This window comes from Pseudomonas sp. RL (genome assembly GCF_000647775.1).
Taxonomy (GTDB): domain Bacteria; phylum Pseudomonadota; class Gammaproteobacteria; order Pseudomonadales; family Pseudomonadaceae; genus Serpens; species Serpens flexibilis.
In genome coordinates this window covers 79,610-104,594 of sequence record NZ_JBOY01000010.1, presented here as the reverse complement: position 1 = coordinate 104,594, position 24,985 = coordinate 79,610, and the positions used below count along the sequence as shown (strand labels likewise).

General features: G+C 65.8%; 22 protein-coding genes. 11 read left to right on the top strand and 11 right to left on the bottom strand.

Features of this window, described 5'->3' with window-relative positions:
* Positions 1 to 118: 118 nt before the first annotated feature.
* Positions 119 to 328: a cold-shock protein gene (locus AS93_RS0103135; protein ID WP_027589236.1), complete on the top strand. Its 210-nt coding sequence runs from the start codon at positions 119 to 121 to the stop codon at positions 326 to 328.
* A 99-nt stretch (positions 329 to 427) separates the two neighbouring features.
* Here AS93_RS0103135 and AS93_RS0103130 read toward each other — a convergent pair whose 3' ends face one another.
* From AS93_RS0103130 to AS93_RS0103115, 4 genes are all read right to left on the bottom strand, one after another.
* A complete protein-coding gene (locus tag AS93_RS0103130) occupies positions 428 to 799 on the bottom strand; it encodes a hypothetical protein (protein WP_027589235.1) in 372 nt (123 codons plus the stop codon).
* Between the two features lie 251 nt (positions 800 to 1,050).
* Positions 1,051 to 1,854 carry a putative RNA methyltransferase gene (locus tag AS93_RS0103125; RefSeq protein ID WP_027589234.1) on the bottom strand — a complete coding sequence of 268 codons (804 nt, stop codon included), beginning with the start codon at positions 1,852 to 1,854 and terminating at the stop codon, positions 1,051 to 1,053.
* A gap of 2 nt (positions 1,855 to 1,856) precedes the next feature.
* Positions 1,857 to 2,999, bottom strand: a complete 1,143-nt coding sequence (gene dapE, locus AS93_RS0103120; RefSeq protein ID WP_027589233.1) for a succinyl-diaminopimelate desuccinylase — start codon at positions 2,997 to 2,999, stop codon at positions 1,857 to 1,859.
* A gap of 62 nt (positions 3,000 to 3,061) precedes the next feature.
* Positions 3,062 to 5,656: a glycosyltransferase gene (locus AS93_RS0103115; protein ID WP_027589232.1), complete on the bottom strand. Its 2,595-nt coding sequence runs from the start codon at positions 5,654 to 5,656 to the stop codon at positions 3,062 to 3,064.
* 167 nt (positions 5,657 to 5,823) lie between these two features.
* Between AS93_RS0103115 and tcdA the strand changes: the two genes are divergently transcribed.
* Positions 5,824 to 6,630, top strand: a complete 807-nt coding sequence (gene tcdA / locus AS93_RS0103110; RefSeq protein WP_027589231.1) for a tRNA cyclic N6-threonylcarbamoyladenosine(37) synthase TcdA — start codon at positions 5,824 to 5,826, stop codon at positions 6,628 to 6,630.
* Positions 6,631 to 6,863: 233 nt separating this feature from the next.
* On the opposite strand, the gene AS93_RS0103105 is transcribed toward tcdA, so the two are convergent.
* From AS93_RS0103105 to map, 7 genes are all read right to left on the bottom strand, one after another.
* Positions 6,864 to 7,271: a SufE family protein gene (locus AS93_RS0103105; protein ID WP_027589230.1), complete on the bottom strand. Its 408-nt coding sequence runs from the start codon at positions 7,269 to 7,271 to the stop codon at positions 6,864 to 6,866.
* On the bottom strand, positions 7,268 to 8,473 hold the full coding sequence (locus AS93_RS0103100) for an aminotransferase class V-fold PLP-dependent enzyme (protein ID WP_027589229.1): 1,206 nt from the start codon (positions 8,471 to 8,473) through the stop codon (positions 7,268 to 7,270). The genes AS93_RS0103105 and AS93_RS0103100 overlap by 4 nt, the downstream gene beginning before the upstream one ends.
* A gap of 54 nt (positions 8,474 to 8,527) precedes the next feature.
* Positions 8,528 to 9,562, bottom strand: a complete 1,035-nt coding sequence (dapD, locus tag AS93_RS0103095; RefSeq protein WP_027589228.1) for a 2,3,4,5-tetrahydropyridine-2,6-dicarboxylate N-succinyltransferase — start codon at positions 9,560 to 9,562, stop codon at positions 8,528 to 8,530.
* A gap of 39 nt (positions 9,563 to 9,601) precedes the next feature.
* The gene (locus AS93_RS0103090; RefSeq protein WP_027589227.1) at positions 9,602 to 9,949 is read right to left on the bottom strand and encodes an ArsC family reductase; all 348 of its coding nucleotides are present in this window, start codon (positions 9,947 to 9,949) and stop codon (positions 9,602 to 9,604) included.
* A 164-nt stretch (positions 9,950 to 10,113) separates the two neighbouring features.
* Entirely contained in the window at positions 10,114 to 11,307 is a 1,194-nt protein-coding gene (gene dapC / locus AS93_RS0103085) for a succinyldiaminopimelate transaminase (RefSeq protein ID WP_027589226.1), read from the bottom strand.
* Positions 11,308 to 11,314: 7 nt separating this feature from the next.
* Positions 11,315 to 14,014, bottom strand: a complete 2,700-nt coding sequence (locus tag AS93_RS0103080) for a [protein-PII] uridylyltransferase (RefSeq protein WP_027589225.1) — start codon at positions 14,012 to 14,014, stop codon at positions 11,315 to 11,317.
* A gap of 40 nt (positions 14,015 to 14,054) precedes the next feature.
* Complete coding sequence (gene map / locus AS93_RS0103075; RefSeq protein ID WP_027589224.1) at positions 14,055 to 14,837, bottom strand: type I methionyl aminopeptidase; 783 nt, start codon at positions 14,835 to 14,837, stop codon at positions 14,055 to 14,057.
* A gap of 297 nt (positions 14,838 to 15,134) precedes the next feature.
* On the opposite strand from map, the gene rpsB reads away from it, so the two are divergent.
* The 9 genes from rpsB (at position 15,135) to bamA (ending at position 24,971) form a co-directional block, all read left to right on the top strand.
* Entirely contained in the window at positions 15,135 to 15,872 is a 738-nt protein-coding gene (gene rpsB / locus AS93_RS0103070) for a 30S ribosomal protein S2 (RefSeq protein ID WP_027589223.1), read from the top strand.
* 131 nt (positions 15,873 to 16,003) lie between these two features.
* The gene (gene tsf, locus AS93_RS0103065; protein ID WP_027589222.1) at positions 16,004 to 16,870 is read left to right on the top strand and encodes a translation elongation factor Ts; all 867 of its coding nucleotides are present in this window, start codon (positions 16,004 to 16,006) and stop codon (positions 16,868 to 16,870) included.
* A 184-nt stretch (positions 16,871 to 17,054) separates the two neighbouring features.
* Positions 17,055 to 17,795: a UMP kinase gene (pyrH, locus tag AS93_RS0103060; protein ID WP_027589221.1), complete on the top strand. Its 741-nt coding sequence runs from the start codon at positions 17,055 to 17,057 to the stop codon at positions 17,793 to 17,795.
* Entirely contained in the window at positions 17,792 to 18,349 is a 558-nt protein-coding gene (gene frr, locus AS93_RS0103055; protein WP_027589220.1) for a ribosome recycling factor, read from the top strand. Before pyrH ends, frr begins: the two co-directional genes overlap by 4 nt.
* A gap of 17 nt (positions 18,350 to 18,366) precedes the next feature.
* Positions 18,367 to 19,122, top strand: coding sequence for a polyprenyl diphosphate synthase (uppS, locus tag AS93_RS0103050; protein WP_027589219.1), 756 nt, complete (start codon positions 18,367 to 18,369; stop codon positions 19,120 to 19,122).
* Positions 19,116 to 19,931, top strand: a complete 816-nt coding sequence (locus AS93_RS0103045; protein ID WP_027589218.1) for a phosphatidate cytidylyltransferase — start codon at positions 19,116 to 19,118, stop codon at positions 19,929 to 19,931. Before uppS ends, AS93_RS0103045 begins: the two co-directional genes overlap by 7 nt.
* Entirely contained in the window at positions 19,928 to 21,115 is a 1,188-nt protein-coding gene (ispC, locus tag AS93_RS0103040) for a 1-deoxy-D-xylulose-5-phosphate reductoisomerase (RefSeq protein WP_027589217.1), read from the top strand. Before AS93_RS0103045 ends, ispC begins: the two co-directional genes overlap by 4 nt.
* Before the next feature lie 54 nt (positions 21,116 to 21,169).
* Entirely contained in the window at positions 21,170 to 22,522 is a 1,353-nt protein-coding gene (rseP, locus tag AS93_RS0103035) for a sigma E protease regulator RseP (RefSeq protein WP_027589216.1), read from the top strand.
* Between the two features lie 52 nt (positions 22,523 to 22,574).
* A complete protein-coding gene (gene bamA, locus AS93_RS0103030; protein WP_027589215.1) occupies positions 22,575 to 24,971 on the top strand; it encodes an outer membrane protein assembly factor BamA in 2,397 nt (798 codons plus the stop codon).
* Positions 24,972 to 24,985: the final 14 nt, after the last annotated feature.

Genomic DNA, 24,985 nt, shown 5'->3' with positions numbered 1-24,985 from the left:
CGAGCAAGCCTTTCAGTGGGGAGCTGAGTCTCGCCGGCATCATGGAACGCACTGGCCCCTCGATGGATTCCAGGGGGCCCCTACTAATAAAAATTGCTTAGTTGGAGATGTGGTAAAGATGGCTAATCGTGAATTGGGCACCGTCAAGTGGTTCAACGACGCCAAGGGCTACGGATTCATCCAGCGTGAGGGCGGCGCTGATGTGTTCGTCCACTACCGTGCCATTCGTGGCGAAGGTCACCGCACCCTGACCGAGGGACAGCAGGTGGAGTTCGCCGTCATTCAGGGCCAGAAGGGCCTGCAGGCCGAAGACGTTGCCGCACTCTGACTAAGCAAAAAGCCCGCCCTCCGGCGGGCTTTTTGCTGTAAGCGTGTCGAGCAGTGCTTCCATCAGGGTCGGGCCGTCGGATGGCGGCCGATCCTTTCGTCAGCCCGTGCGCCAGGCAATCTCTGCCACGCCCTCGTCGCTGACCCGCAGCCAGCGGTCGGCGTCTTCCTCCCCCTGCTTCTCATCCCAGCTCCCCGGCGAGCAGCGTACTTCCACGCCCAGCGCGGCATGGGCCGCCTGCGCGCAGGCGAGGTCGTCCGCCCAGGGCGTGGCGTCGCTTTCCAGGTACAGGCTGTGCCACTTGCCCACCGCCTGCGGCAGCCAGGTCACCTCGATATCGCCGCTGAGGCACTTGAAGGTCTGCCCCTTGCGTTGCCAGGGCGTGCAGGGGCCGATGGCCTGTTCCAGCCAGGCGGTCACGGCCTGCTGATCGGCGTCCTTGAGATAGATCTCGATGTCCGGTTGGCGCATGAAGGGCGATCCTGAAGAAGGGCGGAAAGTGGGCGGAGTTTATCCTGTTGCGGCGATGTCTGTACCGGGCTGTCCGCTCCCACAAACAAGCAGCGGCCTGCACGGAGCCCCGAGGGAGCGAATTCATTCGCGAGCTTTGGGGCGGCCGGCTAGGGGCGGCCGGCTAGGGGCGGCCGGCTAGGTGCGACCGGCCAGGCGCAGCCTGCACCAAGAGCTCGCGGACAAGTCCGCCACAAAAACCAAAAAACAGCCTAACCGCGCGTGATCCAGTCATAGCGAATCGACACCGTCACCTCCAGCGGCGCATCCACCACGGCGGCGCGGCGCTCGGCGGTGGCGCGCCAGCCGTGGGGCGTCATGGCGAGCAGATCGGCGCGGGCCTGGGCGTCGCCCAGGCGCAGGCGGTATTCGAGGGTCTCGCTGTGGGCCAGCGCCATGCCGTCCGGAATCTGCGTCAGGTGCTTGGCGTCGTCGTAGGGGCGCACCTCGTCATACAGGCGCGCGCGCAGCTCCAGCAGGTGCTCCTGGGTCGGCCCCATGCGCAGCAGGCCGCCGCCTGGCGCCAGCAGGCGGCGGGCTTCCAGCCAGTCCAGCGGGCTGAACACGCTGGCCAGCAGGTCGCAGCTGGCGTCGGCGAGCGGCACGCGGGCCATGCTGGCGACCATCCAGGTCAATTGCGGCGCACGCCGGCAGGCACGCTTGACCGCCTCGCGGGAAATGTCCAGCGCGTAGCCGTCGGCCTCGGGCAGTTTTTCCGCGATCTGCCCGGTGTAGTAGCCCTCGCCGCAGCCGATATCCAGCCAGCGGCGCGGCGTGTAGCCGGCCGCCAGTTCCGCCAGGCGCCGGGCCAGCGGCGCGTAGTGGCCGCCGTCCAGGAAGCGCCGGCGTGCTTCCACCATGGCCTGGTTGTCGCCGGGGTCGCGGCTGTTCTTGTGCTGTACCGGCAGCAGGTTCAGGTAGCCCTGGCGGGCGCGATCGAAGCGGTGGCCGGCCGGGCAGGCCACGCCGTTGTCGACGTTGTGCAGCGCGCCCTGGCAGAGGGGACAGATCAGCATGGTCAGGCCGCCAGCAGTTTCACCAGGGTCTGGTAGTAGACCTCGGTGAGCAGATCCAGATCGCTGGCCAGCACGCGCTCGTCGATCTGGTGGATGGTGGCGTTGACCGGCCCCAGCTCGACCACCTGGGTGCCCAGGGTGGCGATGAAGCGCCCGTCCGAGGTGCCGCCGCTGGTGGACGGGGTGGTGTCATGGCCGGTGATCTCGCGAATGCTCGCCGCCACGGCATCCAGCAGTTCGCCCGGCTGGGTGAGGAACGGCAGGCCCGACAGCGACCAGTCGATGCTCCAGTCCAGGCCGTGCCGGTCGAGGATCGCTGCCACGCGCTGCTTGAGGCCGTCCTCGGTGGATTCGGTGCTGAAGCGGAAGTTGAACACCACCTGCAGCTCTCCGGGGATCACGTTGGTGGCGCCGGTGCCGCCGTTGATGTTGGAGATCTGGAAGCTGGTCGGCGGGAAGAAGGCGTTGCCATCGTCCCAGTGCTCGGCGGCCAGCTCGGCCAGCGCCGGGGCGGCCAGGTGGATCGGATTGCGCGCCAGGTGCGGGTAGGCCACATGGCCCTGCTTGCCGCGCACGGTGAGTACGGCGCCCAGCGAGCCGCGCCGGCCATTCTTCACCACGTCGCCGAGGCGCTCGGTGCTCGAGGGCTCACCGACGATGCACCAGTCCAGGCGCTCGCCACGCGCGCGCAGGCGCTCCACCACCGCCTTGGTGCCATGCTCGGCCGGGCCTTCCTCGTCGCTGGTGATCAGGAAGGCGATGGCGCCCTTATGGTTCGGATGGTTGGCCACGAAGCGCTCGACGGCGATGATCATCGACGCCAGGCTGCCCTTCATGTCCGCCGCGCCACGGCCGCGGAGCATGCCGTCGGCGTCGATCTGCGCCTCGAACGGACTGAGCTGCCACTTGGCCTCCGGGCCGGTGGGCACCACGTCGGTATGGCCGGCGAAGCACAGCACCGGGCCTTCGCCGCCGCGCCGCGCCCAGAAGTTGTCCACCTCGGCGATGCGCATCGGCTCGACGGCGAAGCCACAGGCTTCCAGGCGACGCATCATCAGCTCCTGACAGCCCTCGTCCAGCGGCGTGACCGAGGGACGGCGAATCAGCTCGCAGGCGAGTTCCAGGGTGGGGGACAGGGTGCTCATGAGGGCTCCACGGTGGGTTGGCGAATCGGGCGCGTATCTTAAAGGAAAGCCGCGCGTCGCCGTCAGCCCTCGGTGGCCAGTGTTTCCACCCGCTCGCGGGCCGGTAGCGAGGACAGCAATGCCATGATCAGCGCCGCCAGGTAGGGCAGCGACTGCACCAGCAGCACCAGCACCCAGAAGTACAGGTCGCCGCCCGGGTTGTCCTCGGTGAGCAGCAGGCCCGCCGCTGCGCACCACAGCAGCAGCATGACGAACACCTCCTCGCGCGCCTCCGCCAGCGCCTTGAACAGCCCCGAGCGGCTGGCCAGCTTGGGGGTGCGGAAGAAGGGGATGCTGCGGGTGACGAAGCCGAACAGCACCGCCTTGGCGATGGTGTAGGACAGCGCCAGCCCGGCCACCGCCGCGTACAGCGCATCGGTCAGGCTCACGCCCACGGCGCGGCGGTACAGGTAGAGCATCTTGCCGACCTTGAAGACGAACAGCGCCAGCGGCGGCAGGGCGAAGATCAGCAGCGGCGGATCGACGCGCTGCGGCACGATGATCATCGCCGCCGACCACAGCAGCGCGCCAAGGGTGAAGAAGATGTTCAGCCCGTCGGCGATCCACGGCAGCCAGCCGGCGATGAAGTGGTAGCGCTGACCGGACGTCAGCTGGCAGTCCTTGCCGAGCAGCAGGCAACGGGCGTGGTGCTTCATGATCTGGATAGCGCCGTAGGCCCAGCGAAAGCGCTGTTTCTTGTAGTCGCTGAAGGTGTCGGGCATCAGGCCACGACCGTAGCTGCGCTCCGAGTAGCCCGCCGATAAACCCTGTTCGAACACCCGCAGGCCCAGCTCGGCATCCTCGGTGATGCACCAGTCGGCCCAGCCCAGCGCGTCCAGTACGCTGCGGCGCGTCATGGTCATGGTGCCGTGCTGGATAATGGCGTCGCGTTCGTTGCGGGTGACCATGCCGATGTGGAAGAAGCCCTTGTACTCCGCGTAGCACAGGCGCTTGAAGGTGCTTTCCTCGCCGTCGCGAAAATCCTGCGGCGACTGCACCACGGCAATCTTCGGGTCGGCGAAGTGCGGCACCATGTGCCGCAGCCAGTCGGGTTCCACGCAGTAGTCGGCGTCGATCACCGCGATCACTTCGGCATCCGGCGCGGTGTGCGGCAGCACCCAGTTCAAGGCGCCGCCCTTGAAGCCTTCCAGCGGTGCGACGTGGAAGAAACGAAAGCGCGGACCAAGCCGTTCGCAGTGGGCCTGCACCGGCTGCCACACGGCCGGGTCTTTGGTGTTGTTGTCGATCACCAGCACCTCGAAGTCCGGATAGTCGAGGCGGGACAGCGCATCCAGGGTGCGCTTGAGCATGTCAGGCGGCTCGTTGTAGCAGGGCACGTGCACGGACACCTTCGGCCGGTAGGCATCGTCGCGGGTCACCGGCGGAAAGGGGCGCCGGCGCCGGCTCAGCCAGACGGTTTCGGCCAGCTCGTGGGCCTCGGTGAGCAGCACGATGAACACGCCCAGGGCGCCAACGCCGAGCAGCGCGCCCACCGTCAGGGTGAACCAGGTGGCGTATTGCAGGCTGTAGTCGTAGGCCATCCACACCAGCAGTGAGCCGAAGGCGAAGGCCACCAGGGCCAGGAAAGCGCGGCCGTGGGTGCGCAGGTTGCTACCGTCGATCAGCAGCAGGGTCAGCGCCAGCACGGCCAGCACCGCCGAACCGATGGCCAGCAGGCGCCACTGCGGGATGGCGATCACCGGGCCGCTGAAGGCGAACTTGGGCTGTCGCTCCAGGTTCCAGACGCCCCAGTAGGCACCCACCGAACCTTCGTCATCCATTTTCCACGGCTGGTCGAAGGCCTCGATGATGAAGTAGTTGTAGCCGCGCAGGTTCAGCGCATTCACCAGGGTGCGCAGGTAAATGGCCTGGTCCGCCGGGCTGGCCTCGGCCGGGCCGCGCGCCCGGCCGTTGCTGGGCCAGCCCACTTCGGAAAGCAGCAGTGGCTTGCCGGGGAACTGTTTCTTCAGGTCCTGCACGCGTTCCAGCACGAAGGCAGTGGCGTGCTGGCGGGGAATGAATTCCCAGTAGGGCAGGATGTGCGCGGCAATCAGGTCCACTTCGCGGGCCAGCTGCGGGTGCTCCTGCCAGATGTGCCACTGCTCGGAGGTGGAAACCGGCACCTTGACCGCCTCGCGCACGCGGCGGATGTAGGCGATCAGCGCCTCGGGCTCGATTTCGCCCCGGTACAAAGCTTCGTTGCCGACCAGCACGCGCACCACGCTGCGCGACTGGTTGGCCAGCTCGATGGCCCGGGTGATCTCCCGTTCGTTGCGCTCGAGATCGGTGCTGATCCACACCCCCAGGGTCACGCGCAGGCCGAACTCCTCGGCCAGGCGGGGAATGTCGGCCTGGCTGCCTTCCACCGAGTAGGTACGGATGTTGTTGGTCTGGCCGCTGACCAGCTGCAGGTCGCCGCGGATGTCCTCGTCGCTGGGGTAGCGGTTGTCGCGCGGGTCCTGGCCGGGCCGGAACGGCGAGAAGGAATAGCCCGCCACTTGCTCAGGCCAATTCGGCGCGGGCATCGGGCGGTTGACCAGCGCCCAGGCGCCGATGAACAGCGCGGCGATGGCCACCACGATGACCAGGGTCAGCAGTGGTCGGGTGGGGTGGTTCATGAACGCGGCCTCCTTGGCCTCACCGCAATGAGCATTGGTCAGCAAGCGGGTGGCGGAAGTTCTCTGCCCGACAAAGCATCGCCACTGAAGCCGCTACGCGCCCGCAGGTGCACTTCATTACTCCGTTGAACGCGCGGATAATGCCGACCCGTTCGTGAGGTACGGCAATGAGTAGCGAAGATCAGCGTTTCGGCGGCATCGCCCGCCTGTATGGCCGCGAGGGCCTGGACCGCCTGCAGGCGGCGCATGTGGCGGTGGTGGGGATCGGCGGGGTCGGTTCCTGGGCGGCCGAGGCCCTGGCGCGCAGCGGGGTGGGCGAGATTTCCCTGTTCGACCTGGACGATGTCTGCATCACCAACACCAACCGCCAGTTGCACGCCATCGAAGGCAACGTCGGCCGTGCCAAGGTGGAGGTGATGGCCGAGCGGATTCGCGCCATCAACCCGGCCTGCCGGATGCATGCCGTGGCGGACTTCGTGACCCGCGAGACCATGGCCGAGTACATCACCCCGCAGCTCGACTACGTGATCGACTGCATCGACAGCGTGCAGGCCAAGGCGGCGCTGATCGCCTGGTGCAAGCGCCGCAAGATCGGCATCGTCACCACCGGCGGCGCGGGCGGGCAGATCGATCCGACGCAGATCCAGATCGCCGACCTGAACAAGACCTTCAACGACCCGCTGGCCGCCAAGGTGCGTTCGCTGCTGCGCCGCGACTACGGCTTCTCGCGAACCCCGGGCCGCACCTACAGCGTGCCCTGCGTGTTCTCCAGCGAGCAGCTGCGCTATCCCAAGCCGGACGGCGGGGTGTGCCAGAGCAAGAGCTTCGTCGGCGAGGGCGTGAAGCTGGACTGCGCCGGCGGCTTCGGTGCGGTGATGATGGTCACGGCCAGCTTCGGCATGGCCGCCGCCGCCAAGGCGGTGGAGAAGCTGGTAGCCGGCGCGCGCCGGCCGGCGGAGCGGGGCGTTTCTTAGGGCGGCAGCGTAGATACGGCTGCCCGATGCTCCGTCCGGTGGCCAACGCGTTGCGTTGACCACCCTGCGCGGCCTTCTGGGTGGGCGTTCCCGTGCCTGAAAACGTAGGGCAGTCGGCGCATTTCCCGGCCGCCGATGCGGCAGGCACCAACGCCGCGTCGCAGGACAACGTTTTCTTGTCCGCCATCGCGCCGTCCCGGCGCGCCGTGGCGGCCGGAACAACGCCGACCGCCCTACGAGCGGGTCAGCTCCCGCATGCGCTGCAAGACGGCATTCATGCCGTTGCTGCGCGACGGCGAGAGTTGGCGGGACAGGCCCAACTGGTCGAACCACTCCGCCACATCGAGCTGGGCCAGCTCTTCACCACCGAGACCATCGACCCGCGCCAGCAGCACGGCCAGCAGGCCGCGCAGCAGGCGGGCATCGCTGTAGGCGCGAAAGTGCCAGCAGCCCTCGCGCCGTTCGGCCAGCAGCCACACGCTGCTTTCGCAGCCCTGCACCTGGTTGGCCGGCACGCGCTCCACCTCGCCGAGCGGTTCAAGACGTTCGCCCCACTGCATCAGCAGGCGCGCGCGCTGCTCCCAGCCGGGACAGCCGGCGAAGGCGTCCAGCGCCGCCCGTGCGGCAGGTGGCAGGCTCATCGCAGGATCTCCAGCGCCTGGTCCAGGGCGGCGAAGAAACGGGTGAGGTCCTCGCCGTCGTTGTACAGCCCCAGCGACACGCGAATGGCGCCCGGCACGCCGAGGCGCTGCATCAGCGGCATGGCGCAGTGGTTGCCGCCGCGCACGGCGACACCCTGTTCGCCCAGCAGCTGGGCCAGGTCGGCGTGGTGCACGTCGTCCACCACGAAGCTGGCCAGCGCCGCCTGGGGCTCGCCGAGCAGGCGAACGCCCTCGCGTACCGACAGGCCGGCCACCAGATGCTCCAGCAGTGCCTGCTCGTGCCGGCGCACGGCCTGGGCATCCAGGCTGCACAGGTAGTCCAGGGCCGCGCTCAGGCCAATCACCCCGGCGATCGGCGGCGTGCCGGCTTCCAGGCCCATGGGCGCGGCATGGAAGTCCGCGCTGTGGAAGTCCGCCCGGCGCACCATCTCGCCGCCGAACTGCCAGTGCTTGAGGCGATCCAGGCAATCGGCGCGCCCGTAGAGCACGCCGACACCGTCCGGCCCGTAGAGCTTGTGGGCGGAGAAGGCATAAAAGTCGCAGCCAAGCGCCTGCAGATCGTGGCGGCCGTGCACGCTGGCCTGGGCGCCGTCGACCACGGTGATCGCGCCCTGCGCCCGGGCCAGTTGCAACAGTGCTTCCACGGGTTGCCAGCGGCCGAGCACGTTGGACAGCTGGCTGACCGCCAGGATGCGCGTGCGCGGGCCGATCAGGCGGGCCGCGGCGTCCAGTTCGATCTCGCCCCGGGCGTCCAGCGGCAGGATCACCAGCCGGGCCTGGGTGCGCAACGCCAGTTGCTGCCAGGGCAGCAGGTTGGCGTGGTGCTCCAGGGCGCTGATGGCGATCTCATCGCCCGCCGCCAAGCGATGCTCCAGGCCGTAGGCCAGCAGGTTGAGCGCTTCCGTGGTGCCGCGGGTGAAGACGATCTGGCTCGGACTGGCGGCATTCAGCCAGCTCGCTACCCGCTGCCGGGCGGCCTCGTACAGGCGGGTGACCCGCTCGGCCGGCGAATGCTGGGCGCGATGCACGTTGGCCACGCCGCTGGTGTAGTAGCCGGTCAGCGCGTCGATCAGCGCCTGCGGCTTCTGGGCGGTGGCGGCGCTGTCCAGATAGGTCTGGCCCTGGGCTTCGAACAGCGACAGGGCCGGAAAGTCAGCGCGCCAGGGGGAATGCAGAACCATGCGTACCACCTCAGGCGGCGGCCGCGAGTCGCGGTCGCGGCCTGTCGTGACAGGTCAGTTGTGGGCGTGCAGCGCTTCGTTGAGCTCGATGGCGCTCTTGTTGGTCTTGCATTCGACCGCGCCGGTCTGGGAATTGCGGCGGAACAGCAGGTCCGGCTGGCCGGCCAGGTCGCGGGCCTTGACTACCTTGACCAGCGCGTTCTGGTCGTCGAGGACCGCCACCTTGGTGCCGGCGGTGATGTACAGGCCCGACTCCACGGTGTTGCGGTCGCCCAGCGGGATGCCGATGCCGGCATTGGCGCCGATCAGGCAGCCTTCGCCGACGCTGATGACGATGTTGCCGCCGCCCGACAGGGTGCCCATGGTGGAGCAGCCGCCGCCCAGGTCCGAGCCCTTGCCGACGAACACGCCGGCGGAAATGCGCCCTTCGACCATGCCCGGGCCGGCGGTGCCGGCGTTGAAGTTGACGAAGCCTTCGTGCATCACCGTGGTGCCTTCACCAATGTAGGCACCCAGGCGGATACGCGCGCTGTCGGCGATGCGCACGCCGCTCGGCACCACGTAGTCGGTCATCTTCGGGAACTTGTCCACCGAGAACACTTCCAGCAGGCGGCCCTTGAGGCGCGCTTCGAGCTGGCATTCGGCCAGTTCGGCAAGATCGATGGCGCCTTCGCTGGTCCAGGCCACGTTGGGCAGCAGGGGGAAGATGCCGGTCAGGTTCAGGCCGTGGGGCTTGACCAGGCGATGCGACAGCAGGTGCAGCTTCAGGTACGCCTCCGGGGTGGAGGTCAGCGCGGCGTCTTCCGCCAGCAGGGTGGCTACCAGCGGCTTCTGGCTTTCGGCCAGGCGCACCAGCAGCGCGGACTGGACCGCGTCGATGCCTTTCAGGGCGGCGGCCAGGTCGGCAGCCTTGTCCTTGTTGATGGCGATGGCCTGGTTGCCGCCGGTGTAGTCCAACAGCGGCAGCACGGCGGCTACCAGCTCGGCAGACGGCTTGAGCAGCGGCTGGGCGTAGAAGATTTCCAGCCAGGCGCCCTGACGATTCTGGGTTCCGACCCCGAAGGCCAGGCTGAAGAGAGAGGTGGTCATGGTCGGTATTCCTTCTGGGTCGTCAGGTGTAAAGGGGAATCAGCCGATGGCTTCGCGATACAGATCGGGCTTGAAGCCGACCAGCGTGCGCGCGCCCAGGTCGAGCACCGGGCGCTTGATCATCGAGGGCTGGGCCAGCATCAACTCGATGGCCCGGGCTTCGTCCAGGCCGGCCTTCTGGCTGTCGTCGAGCTTACGGAAGGTGGTGCCGGCGCGGTTCAGCACGGTCTGCCAGCCATGTTCGGCACACCAGCGCTGCAGGTGCTCGCGCGTGATGCCGGCGCTCTTGTAGTCGTGGAAGGCGTACTCGGTGCCGTGCTCGTCGAGCCAGGCGCGGGCCTTCTTCATCGTGTCGCAGGCCTTGATGCCGTAGAGGGTGTAAGCCATTGGTTTCGATTCTCTTGCGGTCGCCGGCGGCCGGTGCCGGACGGGCGGCGAATTATGCCACGCGCCGCCGTTGTGTTGTTTGCGCGTGAGGCGCGCATCCGCATGTGCGTGGGGTGGTCAACGCTGCGCCTTGACCGCCCTACAGGGTTGGATGGCCCGCCGTCCTAGGCGGCCAGGAAGCGGCGGATGCGCTCGGCTGCCTCGACGCATTCCTCCAGCGACGCTACCAGCGCCATGCGCACGCGGCCCGCGCCGGGGTTGAAGCCATCCACCTCGCGGGACAGGAACGAGCCGGGCAGCACGGTGACGTGTTCGGCGGCGAACAGGTCGCGGGCGAAGGTGGCATCGTCCCCCGGGGTTTTCGCCCACAGGTAGAAGCCGCCGTCCGGGCGCTGCACGTCGAGTACCGGCGCGAGGATGTCCAGCACCGCATCGAACTTCTGCCGGTACAGGGCGCGGTTGGCGCGCACATGTGCCTCGTCCTTCCAGGCCGCTTCGCTGGCCAGCTGGACATGGCCGGGCAGGGCGCAGCCATGGTAGGTGCGGTAGAGCAGATAGCCCTTGAGGATCTCGGCGTCGCCGGCCACGAAACCGGAGCGCAGGCCCGGCAGGTTGGAGCGCTTGGACAGGCTGTGGAACACCACGCAGCGCTTGAAGTCGCTGCGCCCCAGCGCGACGCAGGCACTGAGCAGGCCGGGCGGCGGGCTGTTCTCGTCGAAGTACAGTTCGCTGTAGCACTCGTCCGCGGCGATCACGAAGTCGTGTTCATCGGCCAGGGCAATCAGCCTCTTCAGGGTTTCCAGCGGCAGCAGGGCGCCGGTGGGGTTGCCTGGCGAGCAGATGAACAGGATCTGCGTGCGCTGCCAGATCTCGGTCGGCACGGCATCGAAATCCGGTGCGAAGCCGTTGTCGGCCAGGCATGGCAGGTAGTGCGGGGTGGCGCCGGCCAGCAGGGCCGCGCCTTCGTAGATCTGATAGAAGGGGTTGGGACTGACCACCAGCCCGCCCTGCTCGCGGTTGAACACCGCCTGCACGAAGGAGAACAGCGCCTCGCGGGTACCGCTGACCGGCAGCGCGTGGCGCCCGGCGTCCATCCAGCCGTCCGGTACGCCGAAGCGCTGCTGGCACCAGGCGACGATGGCTTCGCGCAGGGCGGGCGAACCCAGGGTGGCCGGATAGACCGACAGCTGGTCCATGTGCGCGGCCAGCGTCTGGGCGACAAAAGCCGGCGCGGCATGCTTGGGCTCGCCGATGGACAGGGCGATGTGCGACCGGTCGGCCGGCGGCTGCGCACCGGCCATCAGGGCGCGCAGCTTCTCGAAGGGGTAGGGGTGGAGCAGGGACAGGGCTGAATTCATGGGAGTGTCAGATGCTGAGGTGGTTCAGGTTGATGGCGGGACTGCCTTCCACAGCAAGCTGTTCAACAATGGCCTTCTGCAGGCGTGCGCACAGCTCGGGATCGGAGAGGGGCTGGTTGTGGGCGTCGGTGATGAAGAACACGTCTTCGACGCGCTCGCCCAGGGTAGTGATCTTGGCGTTCTGCAGAGAAAGATCGAAGTCCAGGAAGATCTTGCCGATACGCGCCAGCAGGCCGGGGCGGTCGGGAGCGATCAGCTCCAGCACGGTGACAGCGCGCTGCGCATCGTTGTGGATGGTCACCTGGGGCGCGAAGGCGAAGTGCTTGAGCTGGCGCGTCACCCGACGCTGGATGATCGCCGGATAGTCGGGACTCTTCAGGGCATCGATCAGGCCGCGGCGAATCTCCTCGACGCGCTCGGGCGTGTCGATCACCCGGCCGTCCTCGGCGTCCAGCACGATGTAGGTGTCCAGGGTGAACTGGCTGGTCGAGGTGATGATCCGCGCGTCATGGATATCCAGGTTGAGCTGGTCCATGGCGGCCACGGTCACCGCGAAGAAGTCGTGCTGGTCGGGGGCGTAGATGAAGATCTGGCTGGCGCCTTCCACCTCGCGCTGGGCGGTCTGGCGGATCAGCACCAGCGGTTCGCCGCCGGGCGGATGGTCGAGGATGGCCTGGGTGTGCCAGGCGATGTCGTCGGCGCTGTGGCGCAGGAAATAGTCGTCGCCCAGTTGGCTCCACAGCTGTTCCGCCGCATCCGGGTCGATGCCGGCGGCGGCCAGCAGGTCGAGCGCGGCGCTCTGCGTCTGGCAGATCTGCTCCTCGCGATCCAGCGGGTTGGCCAGACCCCGGTTCAGGGCGCGCTTGGTCTCGTCGTAGAGCTGGCGCAGCAGGCTGGCCCGCCAGGAGTTCCACAGGGTCGGGTTGGTGGCGTTGATGTCCGCCACGGTCAGTACGTAGAGGTAATCCAGCCGCGTGCCGTCGCCGACCATCTGGGCGAAGTCGTTGATCACCTGTGGGTCTGAGAGGTCCTTGCGCTGCGCGGTGGTGGACATCGCCAGGTGGTTGTTGACCAGCCAGACGATCAGCCGGCTGTCCCACGGCGGCAGCTGGTGGCGGGCGCAGAAGGCTTCGGCGAACTGCGCGCCGATCTCCGAGTGGTCGCCCCCGCGGCCCTTGCCGATGTCGTGGTAGAGGCCGGCCAGGTAGATCAGTTCCGGCTTGGGCAACTGGTCGATCAGGCGGCTGGCCAGCGGGAACTTCTCCGCCAGCTCCGGCCACTTGAACTTGCGCAGGTGCTTGATCAGGTTGAGGGTGTGCGCGTCCACCGTATAGATGTGGAACAGGTCGTGCTGCATCTGTCCGACGATCTGGCCGAACTCCGGCAGGTAGCGGCCGAGGATGCCGTAGCGGTTCATGCGCCGCAGGTTGCGGTGAATGCCCTGGCTGCTGCGGAACAGCTCGATGAACAGGCTGGTGTTGCGGATGTCGGCGCGGAACTCGTCGTCGATCAGGTAGCGGTGGTCGCGCAGCTGGCGAATGGTGTCGGCGCGCACACCCTTGATGCCCGGCTGCTGGGCCAGCAGCACGAAGATTTCCAGGATGGCGAAGGGCGTGCGCTCGAAGACCTGATCGTGGGTCACTTCCAGGTAGCCGTTGCGGATCTGGAAGCGGTTGTTCAGCGGTACCGGCGGCTCGTCGCCGTCGTGGGCGAGGATGACTTCCTCGAAGTGCTGCTTGATCAGGTCGTTGAGTTCCGCCACGCCCATGACCACGCGGTAGTATTTCTGCATGAAGCGCTCGACGGCAGTCTTGGCGTCGTTATTGCTGTAGCCGAGCAGGCCAGCGATGCGCCGCTGGTGGTCGAACAGCAGACGATCCTCGGCGCGGCCGGCCAGCATGTGCAGCGCGTAGCGCACCTTCCAGAGGAACTCCTGGGCGCTGGTGAGGATGGCGTACTCGCTTTCCAGCAGGAAACCCTGCGCCACCATGGCCTGCATGTTCAGGGTGCCGAAGTGGCGGCGGGCCATCCAGAGGATGGTCTGGATGTCACGCAGTCCACCCGGCGAACCCTTCACGTTGGGCTCCAGGTTGTATTCGGTGTCGTTGTACTTGGCGTGGCGGGCGCGCAGTTCCTTGCGCTTGGCCAGGAAGAACTCCTCGCTCGGCCACATCTGCTGCGGGCTGGTGACCGCCTGCATGCGTTCGCGCAGGTGCTCGGGGCCGGCGATGGTGCGGCTTTCCATCAGGTTGGTGATCACCGTCAGATCGGCGCGCGCCTCTTCGGCGCATTCGTCCACCGAGCGCACGCTCTGGCCGACATCCAGGCCGATGTCCCAGAGCAGGGTGAGGAAGCCCTCGATGGGCTCGCGGAACAGCTCGTGATCCTCGCCGTCCAGCAGAATCAGCAGATCGATGTCCGAATAGGGATGCAACTCGCCACGCCCGTAACCGCCCACGGCCAACAGGGCGATGGCCGCATCGTTGCTCCAGTCGAACCGTTGCCAGGCCAGCTGCAGGATCTGGTCGACGAACCAGGCGCGATCCCGGACCAGCTGGCGGATGTCGTGGCCCGCCAGGAAGCGGTGATCCAGCACCTCGCGGGCGCGGGCAATAGCCTTCTTGAAGGCCGCGATGGGGCTGGCCTTGAGGGACAGTTCCGCCTGGAACTGGCTGGGGTCGAACAATTCGGTATCGGTCTGGAGCATGACGGCGGCCTTACTGCGGGATGGGCGGCTGAGGCAAGTTTCAGGCCGATCGGTGAGCGATGGTGTCGTCCTTGCGCAGGGTCAGGATCTCGTAGCCGGTGGCGGTGACCAGCAGGGTGTGTTCCCACTGGGCGGACAGCTTGCGGTCCTTGGTGATGGCGGTCCAGCCATCGCCCAGGGTGCGGGTTTCCGGGCGACCCTGGTTGAGCATCGGCTCGATGGTGAAGGTCATGCCTTCCTTGAGTTCCAGGCCGGTGCCTGCCTTGCCGTAGTGCAGCACCTGGGGTTCCTCGTGGAAAACCGCACCAATACCGTGCCCGCAGTACTCGCGCACGATGGAGAAGCCGTGGCTCTCGGCATGCTTCTGGATCACTTCGCCGATATCGCCCAGATGGGTGCCCGGACGCACCAGTTCGATGCCCTTGTAGAGGCACTCCTGGGTGATGCGGCACAGGCGTTCGGCCCATTCCGGCACGTTGCCGACCATGAACATCTTGCTGGTATCGCCGTGGTAACCGTCCTTGATGACGGTGATGTCGATGTTGATGATGTCGCCGTTCTTCAGCGGCTTGTCATTGGGGATGCCATGGCACACCACGTGGTTGATCGACGTGCAGATCGACTTGGGAAAGCCGTGGTAGTTGAGCGGGGCGGGGATGGCCTGCTGAACGTTGACGATATAGTCGTGGCAGATGCGATCCAGCTCCTCGGTGGTGACCCCGGCCTTGACGTGGGGCTCGATCATTTCCAGCACCTCGGCGGCCAGGCGGCCGGCGACGCGCATCTTCTCGATTTCTTCCGGGGTCTTGATGGACACGGTCATGGGGGATCTCTTTCCGGCGCTCGGCGGCGCGCTCTGCAATACAAGGAAGCGAAATGATAAACCAAAGCGATTGCCGTCGGGCGGCTGGCGCGGCCGGCCGGGTCGGCAAAAAAGCCGCGCGCCAGCGCCGGCCCTTCTAGCTTCCGATTGCTCGTTATGCTATAAAACGCGCCGCTCGACGGGGTGGTCCCGTCAGGCGATCAAATCCGCACACGCGTCGACACGGTTTCCTGGGTGCCCGAAAGGGTTGGAGATCGGGATGCGTGGAGGCCTAACCCGACTTATAGAGGAACGATCATGTCCCAAGTCACCATGCGCGATATGCTGAAGGCCGGTGTGCACTTCGGCCACCAGACCCGTTACTGGAACCCGAAGATGGGCAAGTACATCTTCGGTGCGCGCAACAAGATTCACATCGTCAACCTGGAAAAGACCCTGCCGATGTTCAACGAGGCTCTGGCCTTCGTTGAGAAGCTGGCTGCCGGCAAGAACAAGATCCTGTTCGTGGGCACCAAGCGTTCCGCTGGCAAGATCGTTGCCGAAGAAGCCGCCCGTTGCGGCATGCCCTATGTCGACCACCGCTGGCTGGGCGGCATGCTCACCAACTACAAGACCATCCGCGCCTCCATCAAGCGTCTGCGCGAGCTCGAAGGCCAGTCCCAGGACGGCACCTTCGACAAGCTGACCAAGAAGGAAGCCCTGATGCGCACCCGCGACCTCGAGAAGCTCGAGCGCAGCCTGGGCGGTATCAAGGACATGGGCGGTCTGCCGGACGCGCTGTTCGTGATCGACGTCGACCACGAGCGTATTGCCATCAGCGAAGCCAACAAGCTGGGCATCCCGGTCATCGGCGTTGTCGATACCAACAGCAGCCCGGAAGGCGTGGACTACATCATCCCCGGTAACGACGACGCCATCCGCGCAGTCCAGCTGTACCTGGGCGCGATGGCCGACGCTGTGCTGCGTGGCAAGCAGAACGGTGGCGCTGGCGACGAGTTCGTCGAAGAAGCTGCTTCCGAAGCCGCCGCTGGCTGATAGCTCGACACCGTTGAGCGAAGCGTCAAGCGAAAAAAGGGGGCTAGGCCCCCTTTTTCGCCACTCCCGAATCGACTGGCCCGCCTGGCGGGCAAGCAAACGAATCAATCCCTTTCCTGAGGATCGCGAACATGGCAGAGATTACTGCAGCCCTCGTCAAAGAACTGCGTGAGCGCACCGGCCAAGGCATGATGGAGTGCAAGAAGGCCCTGGTTGCCGCCAATGGCGACATCGAGAAGGCCATCGACGACATGCGTGCTTCCGGCGCCATCAAGGCCGCCAAGAAGGCTGGCAACATTGCCGCCGAAGGCTCCATCGCCGCCAAGGTTTCCGATGACAACAAGACCGCTGTCATCATGGAAGTCAACTCCCAGACCGACTTCCTGGCCCTGCAGGCCGATTTCAAGACCTTCGTCGCCGAGAGCCTGGACAAGGCGTTCGCTGCGGGCTACACCGACGCCGCTCCGCTGGTCGCTGATCGCGAAGAAGCGCGCCAGGCCCTGGTTGCCAAGTGCGGTGAAAACGTCAACATCCGCCGTCTGACCCGCGTGGAAGGCGACGTGGTGGGTGCCTACCTGCACGGTCACCGTATCGGCGTCCTGGTCTGCCTGAAGGGCGGTAACCCGGAGCTGGCTCGCGACATCGCCATGCACGTGGCTGCCGCCAACCCGGCCGTTCTGAACCCCTCCGACGTTTCCGACGAGCTGATCGCCAAGGAAAAGGAAATCTTCCTGCAGCTGAACGCCGAGAAGATTGCCGGCAAGCCGGAAAACATCGTCGAGAACATGGTCAAGGGCCGTATCAGCAAGTTCCTGGCCGAAGCCAGCCTGGTCGAGCAGGCCTTCGTCAAGGATCCGGAAGTCAAGGTCGGCGAGCTGGCCAAGAAGGCCGGCGCTGAAATCGTCTCCTTCGTGCGTTACGAAGTAGGTGAAGGCATCGAGAAGGTCGAAGTAGACTTCGCTGCCGAAGTAGCTGCCCAGATGGCTTCTTCCAAGTAACAAGTCTGACGGTTTTCGAACTGTCGCCCCGAAGAGGCTGCCCGCTCACGCGTGCGGCCTTTTCGTCAAAGAGGGGACGCAAAACCGTTTCAGCCGGACGTGTCCGGTATTTGGGTGGTCTCACGGGCACCCATTCGCAGGCCAGGCCTGCAAGAACAGCAAAACGCCGCAGGAGAGATACGCAATGGCACAGCAGGTGAGTGGTCAACCTCGCTATAAACGCATCCTACTCAAACTCAGCGGCGAAGCCCTGATGGGGTCTGAGGATTTCGGGATTGACCCCAAGGTGCTGGATCGTATGGCGCTGGAGGTCGGGCAACTGGTCGGTATCGGCGTCCAGGTCGGTCTGGTGATCGGCGGCGGCAACCTGTTCCGCGGTGCCGCGCTGTCGGCGGCGGGCATGGACCGCGTCACCGGTGACCATATGGGCATGCTGGCCACCGTGATGAATGCGCTGGCCATGCGTGACGCCCTGGAACGCTCCAACATCCCTGCGTTGGTCATGTCGGCCATTTCCATGGTCGGCGTCACCGACCACTACGACCGCCGCAAGGCCATGCGCCACCTCAAGAGCGGCGAAGTGGTGATCTTCTCCGCCGGCACCGGCAACCCCTTCTTTACCACCGACTCGGCAGCCTGCCTGCGCGCCATCGAGATCGATGCGGATGTGGTGCTCAAGGCCACCAAGGTGGACGGTGTCTACACGGCTGATCCGTTCAAGGATCCGAATGCCGAGAAGTTCGAGCGCCTGACCTATGATGGCGTACTGGACCGCAAGCTGGAGGTCATGGACCTGACGGCCATCTGCCTGGTCCGCGACCACAAGATGCCGCTGCGCGTCTTCAACATGAACAAGCCTGGCGCCCTGCTGAACATCGTTCTGGGCGGCGCCGAAGGAACCCTGATCGAGGAGTCGAACGTATGATCAACGAGATCAAACAGGATGCGCAGAGCCGCATGGAAAAGAGCGTCGAGTCGCTCAAGACCGCTTTCGCGAAGATCCGTACCGGTCGCGCCCACCCCAGCATCCTGGATGGCGTGATGGTCTCCTACTACGGTAGCGACACCCCGCTGCGCCAGATCGCCAACGTCACCGTCGAGGACTCCCGCACCCTGGCGCTGACCGTGTTCGACAAGGGCATGATCCAGGCCGTGGAGAAGGCGATCATGACCTCTGACCTGGGTCTGAACCCGGCTACCGCTGGCACCACCATTCGCGTGCCGATGCCGCCGCTGACCGAGGAAACCCGCAAGGGCTACACCAAGCAGGCGCGTGGCGAGGCCGAGAACACCCGTGTGGCCATCCGCAACATCCGGCGCGACGCGCTGGCTCAGCTCAAGGATCTGGTCAAGGAAAAGGAAATCAGCGAAGACGACGAGCGCCGCGCCGCCGACGAGGTGCAGAAGCTCACCGACAAGTTCGTCGCCGAGGTTGAGAAGGCTCTGGAAGCCAAGGAAACCGACCTGATGGCCGTTTGAGGTCTGCAGGAACCAGCATGAGCAAGCACAACCAGGAAACCCAGCCGGCAGTACCGCGGCATGTGGCGATCATCATGGATGGGAACAATCGCTGGGCCAAGAAGCGCTTGCTGCCCGGTGTCGCCGGCCACAAGGCCGGCGTCGACGCGGTGCGGGCCGTCATCGAGGTATGCGTCGAGTCGGGCGTGGAGGTGCTGACGCTGTTCGCGTTCTCCAGCGAGAACTGGCAGCGTCCCGCTGACGAAGTCAGCGCGCTGATGGAACTGTTCCTCACGGCCCTGCGCCGCGAGGCGCGCAAGCTGAGTCAGAACGGCATTCGCCTGCGCATCATCGGCGACCGCTCGCGCTTCCACCCCGAGCTGCAGGCCGCCATGGCCGAGGCCGAGGCGCTGGCCAGCGAAGGCCGCTTCCTCCTGCAGGTGGCTGCCAACTATGGCGGCCAGTGGGATATCACCCAGGCCGCACGGCAACTGGCCGAACGGGTGCAGGCGGGCGAGTTGCGCGCCGAGCAGATCGATGCAGCGATGCTGGAGGGCTGCCTGGCCACCGCCGGTCAGCCGTTGCCCGACCTGTGCATCCGCACCGGCGGCGAGCACCGCATCAGCAACTTCCTGCTCTGGCAACTGGCCTACAGCGAGCTGTATTTCTCCGACCTCTACTGGCCGGATTTCAAACACGAGGCCATGCGCAAGGCGCTGGCCAATTTCGCCACCCGGCAGCGACGTTTCGGCAAGACCGGAGACCAGGTGGCTGGGGACTCTCGCGGATGTTGAAACAACGCATTATCACCGCCCTGATCCTGCTGCCGGTTGCGCTGGCGGGTTTCTTCCTGCTGGAAGGCCAGTGGTTCGCTCTGTTCATCGGCGCCGTCATCACCCTTGGTGCCTGGGAGTGGGCGCGGTTGGCCGGTCTGCAGGCCCAGAAGCTGCGTATCGCCTACGCGCTGGTCGTGGTGATCCTGGCGAGCTGGCTGTTCCGCTTTCCGCAGCTGGCGGTGCCGGTGCTGGTGCTGGGGATGCTCTGGTGGTTGGCCGCGATCTGGGCGGTGCTGCGCTACCCGGCCAGCGCCGAAGCCTGGCGCGCCCAGCCGGTGCAGCTGCTGATCGGCCTGCTGATCCTGCTGCCGGCGTTCCAGGGCCTGCTGCTGCTCAAGCAGTGGCCGCTGGGCAACTGGCTGATCGTGGCGGTGATGGTGCTGGTGTGGGTCGCCGATATCGGTGCCTATTTTTCCGGTCGCGCGTTCGGCAAGCGCAAGCTGGCGCCGAAAGTCAGCCCGGGCAAGAGCTGGGAAGGGGTGTTCGGTGGACTGCTGGCCAGTCTGCTGGTGACGCTGGGCGTCGGCCTCTATCGCGACTGGCTGCCCAGCGATCTGCTGCTGGCCATGCTGGGCGCCGCTGTGGTGGTGCTGATCTCGGTGGTCGGTGATCTGACTGAAAGCATGTTCAAGCGCCAGGCCGGGGTGAAGGACAGCAGCAACCTGCTGCCCGGGCACGGCGGCGTGCTGGATCGCATCGACAGCCTGACCGCGGCCGTTCCGGTGTTCGCGGTCCTGCTCTGGGCTGCTGGTTGGGGAACCCTGTGAAACCTCAATGGATTACCGTGCTGGGTGCTACCGGCTCCATCGGCCTGAGTACCCTGGACGTCGTGGCGCGGCACCCCGAACGCTACCGCGTCTTTGCGCTGACCGGGCATTCGCGTCTCGTCGAACTGGAAACCCTGTGTCTGAAGCACAAGCCGCGCTTTGCCGTGGTGGCCGACCAGGCCGCCGCGCGGCACCTGCAGGAGCGCCTGCAGGCCGCGGGCCTGGAAACCCGGGTGCTGGCGGGCGAGGATGGGTTGTGCGAGGTCGCCGGTCACCCTGAGGTGGATGCGGTGATGGCTGCGATCGTCGGCGCCGCCGGCCTGCGTCCGACCCTGGCGGCCGTGCAGGCCGGCAAGCGTGTGCTGCTGGCCAACAAGGAAGCGCTGGTGATGTCCGGCGCGCTCTTCATGCAGGCGGTGCGCGAGCATGGTGCGGTGCTGTTGCCCATCGACAGCGAGCACAACGCTATCTTCCAGGGCTTGCCCGGCGATTACGCCCGCGGGCTGTCCGCAGTGGGCGTGCGCCGCATCCTGCTGACCGCGTCCGGCGGCCCGTTCCGCGAAATGCCGGCCGCAGCGCTGAGCGATGTCACGCCCGAGCAGGCCTGCGCCCATCCCAACTGGTCGATGGGGCGCAAGATTTCCGTGGACTCGGCGAGCATGATGAACAAGGGCCTCGAGCTGATCGAAGCCTGCTGGTTGTTCGATGCGCGTCCCGAGCAGGTGGAAGTGGTGGTTCATCCGCAAAGCGTGATCCATTCGCTGGTCGACTATGTAGACGGTTCTGTGCTGGCCCAGCTGGGCAATCCGGACATGCGTACGCCGATCGGTCATGCCCTGGCCTGGCCGGAGCGCATCGACACCGGTGTGGCGCCGCTGGACCTGTTCAAGGTCGCACGTCTGGACTTCCAGGCGCCGGATGAAACGCGGTTCCCCTGTCTGCGCCTGGCCCGCGAAGCCGCCCAGATCGGCGGCAGCGCCCCGGCGATGCTGAACGCGGCCAATGAGGTGGCGGTTGCCGCCTTTCTCGAGCGGCGTATCCGCTTTACCGACATTGCACAAATCATTGAAAGCGTACTGAACGCCGAGCCCGTGGTGGCTGTCGAAGACCTTCGGGCAGTTCTGCATGCCGACCATCTGGCCCGTGTGCGGGCACAGGAATGGCTGCAGCGGCATGCTTGCTAGCCGTCCGGCAGTACCGGAAGTCGTTGAGGCAGGGACTCGCCGCGGAGGATTACGATGAGCGCTGTATACATGATCGTGGGCACCCTGATTGCGCTGGGTGTGCTGGTGACCTTCCACGAGTTCGGCCACTTCTGGGTTGCCCGCCGGTGTGGCGTGAAGGTGTTGCGCTTCTCGGTGGGCTTCGGCACGCCGTTGCTGCGCTGGCACGATCGCCACGGCACCGAGTTCGTGGTGGCCGCCATTCCGCTGGGTGGCTATGTAAAAATGCTGGACGAGCGGGAAAGCGAGGTGCCGACAGAGCTGCTCGGCCAGACCTTCAACCGCAAATCCGTCCGTCAGCGCTTCGCCATCGTTTCCGCCGGACCGATTGCCAACTTCCTGCTGGCCCTGCTGTTCTTCTGGCTGATCGCCATGCTCGGCACCCAGCAGGTGCGCCCGGTGATCGGGCAGGTGCTACCGGGAACGCCGGCCGCGGAGGCTGGACTGCAGGCCGGGCAGGAGATCCTTGCGGTGGACGGCAAGGCCGTCGATGGCTGGGGTGCGGTCAATCTGCAGCTGGTTCGCCGGCTGGGCGAAACCGGCGTGCTGCAGGTACGGGTCAGCGAGCCGGACAGCACCGTCGAGCATGACTACCAGATCAGCCTGAATGCCTGGCAACGCGGTGTCGAAGAGCCGGACCCGATCGGCTCGCTCGGCCTGCAACCCTGGCGTCCGGCCGTTCCGGCCGTTCTCGCGCATATCGATCCGAGCGGGCCGGCGCAGGCTGCCGGCCTGCGCACGGGAGACCGTCTGCTCAGCCTGGATGGCGTCGCCCTGCGCGACTGGCAGGATCTGGTGGAGCGGGTGCGGGCGCGTGCGGATCAGCAGGTGGTGCTGCAAGTCGAGCGCGCAGGCCAGCCACTGGCAGTCGAGGTGCAGCTGGCTGGCCGTGGTGAAGGCGAGGCTCGCCAGGGCTATCTGGGCGCCGGGGTGAGCGGTGTGGACTGGCCAGCGGAAATGCTTCGCGAGATTCGTTATGGTCCGCTCGATGCGGTCTGGCAGAGCGTGCAGCGCACCTGGTCGATGAGCCAGCTGACCCTGGATTCACTGGGCAAGATGCTGTTCGGGGAGCTCTCGGTAAAAAACTTGAGCGGTCCGATCACCATTGCTAAAGTGGCCGGCACTTCGGCCCAGTCCGGGCTGGCGGATTTCCTGAATTTCCTTGCCTATTTGAGCATCAGCCTGGGCATTCTCAACCTGTTGCCGATTCCCGTGCTTGATGGCGGACACCTGCTCTTCTATCTCTACGAATGGGCAAGAGGAAAACCGCTGCCGGAAAAGGTCCAGGCCTGGGGGATGCAGATCGGCATCGCGCTGGTCATAGGGGTCATGTTGCTGGCCTTGTTCAATGATCTGGGGCGGCTGTGAGCCGCAGTTCTGACGTTCAGCAGTCACATAATCAGTTTTAAAAAAGGACTTCATGAAACGCCTGCTACCTGCGGCGATTGCCGCCCTCCTGATCGCCGAGGCCCACGCGGAGTCCTTCGTAGTCAACGACATTCGTGTCAACGGCCTGCAGCGGGTCTCTGCCGGCAGCGTCTTTGCGGCGTTGCCGTTGAACGTTGGCGAAAAGGTCGACGAGCGCCGCCTGGTGGATGCTTCGCGCGCGCTGTTCCGCACCGGCTTCTTCCAGGACATCCGCCTGGGTCGCGACGGCAATGCGCTGGTCATCGATTTGGTCGAACGTCCGTCGATTTCCAGCATCGAGATCGAAGGCAACAAGGCGATCCAGACCGAAGACCTGCTGCGCGGCCTGCAGCAATCCGGGTTGGCCGAGGGCGAGATCTTCCAGCCGGCCACCCTCGAAGGCGTGCGCAACGAGCTGCAACGCCAGTATGTCGCCCAGGGCCGCTATTCCGCCGAGATCGTCGCCAAGGTCGAGCCGCAGCCGCGCAACCGTGTGGCGCTGAAGATCGAAGTCAACGAGGGCAGCGTCGCCAGCATTCAGCACATCAATGTGGTGGGCAACAGCGTCTTTTCCGATGAGGAAGTCACCGACCTGTTCGAGCTGAAGGCCAGCCACTGGGCCTCGTTCTTCAAGAACGACGACAAGTACGCCCGCGAAAAGCTCTCCGGCGACCTGGAACGCCTGCGCTCGTTCTACCTGGACCGCGGCTATATCAACATGGATATCGTCTCGACCCAGGTGTCCATCACGCCGGACAAGAAGAACGTCTACATCACCGTCAATATCGACGAGGGCGAGAAGTTCACCGTGCGTGACGTGCGCCTCTCGGGCGACCTCAAGGTGCCCGAGGAGGAAATTCGAGCGCTGCTGCTGGTCAAGCCGGGCCAAGTGTTCTCGCGCCGGGTGATGACCACCACCTCCGAGCTGCTGACCCGTCGGCTGGGCAACGAAGGCTATACCTTCGCCAACGTCAACGGCGTGCCCGAGACCCACGCGGATGACAATTCGGTCACCGTCACCTTCGTGGTCGATCCGGGCAAGCGCGCCTACGTCAACCGCATCAACTTCCGCGGCAACACCAAGACCGAGGACGAGGTGCTGCGCCGCGAGATGCGCCAGATGGAAGGCGGCTGGGCCTCCACCTACCTGATCGACCAGTCCAAGGCACGCCTCGAGCGCCTGGGCTTCTTCAAGGAAGTCAACGTCGAGACCCCGGCGGTTCCAGGTACCGACGACCAGATCGACGTGAACTACACGGTCGAGGAGCAGCCGTCCGGCTCGATCATGGCGAGCATCGGCTTCGCCCAGAACTCCGGCCTGATCCTCGGCGGCTCAATCAGCCAGAACAACTTCCTCGGCACCGGCAACCGCGTCAGCCTCGGCCTGACCCGCAGCGAATACCAGGAACGCTACAACTTCAGCTTCCTGGACCCGTACTGGACACCCGACGGCGTCAGCCTCGGCTACAACGCCTTCTACCGCAGCACCGACTATGACGAGCTGGACTACAGCATCTCCAGCTACTCGGTGAACAGCCTGGGCGTGGGCCTGACCTTTGGTTACCCGATCAGCGAGTACTCGCGCCTCAGCTACGGGCTCTCGGCGCAGCAGGACGAGATTCAGACCGGTCTGTATACGGTCGACGAAATCGTCCAGTTCATCGAAGGCGAGGGCGACAGCTACACCAACTTCAAGGCCAACATCGGCTGGTCGCAATCGGCGCTCAACCGGGGCGTGCTGGCCACCCGCGGCCATTCGCAGAGCCTCTACGTCGAAGCCACGCTGCCGGGCAGCGACCTGTCCTTCTACAAGATCGACTACCGCGGGCAGATATTCGCGCCGCTGGGTGACAAGTATGCGCTGCGTTTCCATACCCAGCTGGGTTATGGCGACGGCTTTGGTGACAGCGAAGGCCTGCCGTTCTACGAGCATTACTACGCAGGCGGTTTCAACTCTGTGCGTGGCTTCGAGGACAGCAGCCTGGGCCCCCGCAGTACGCCGAGCGTGGTCCGCGATGCCAACGGGGATATCGTTTACAGCGTTCGCGACCAGTACGGCCGTGTCACCGATCCCGATCAGGACCCGCTGCCCTTCGGCGGCAACGTGCTGATCCAGGGTGGCGTCGAGCTGCTGTTCCCGCTGCCCTTCGTCAAGGACCAGCGCTCGTTGCGCACGACCCTGTTCGTCGATGTGGGCAACGTATTCGACACCAACTGCAGTGCGTCCCAGAAGAACCGTAACGATCCGAGCTGCGACATCGACATCGGCAACATGGCCAGCTCCGTCGGCGTCGGCCTGACCTGGATCACCGCGCTGGGCCCGCTGAGCTTCAGCCTGGCCAAGCCGATCAATGAGCCGGAAGACTCCGACACCCAGGTCTTCCAGTTCTCCCTTGGTCAAACCTTCTGATCCACCCAACCCTG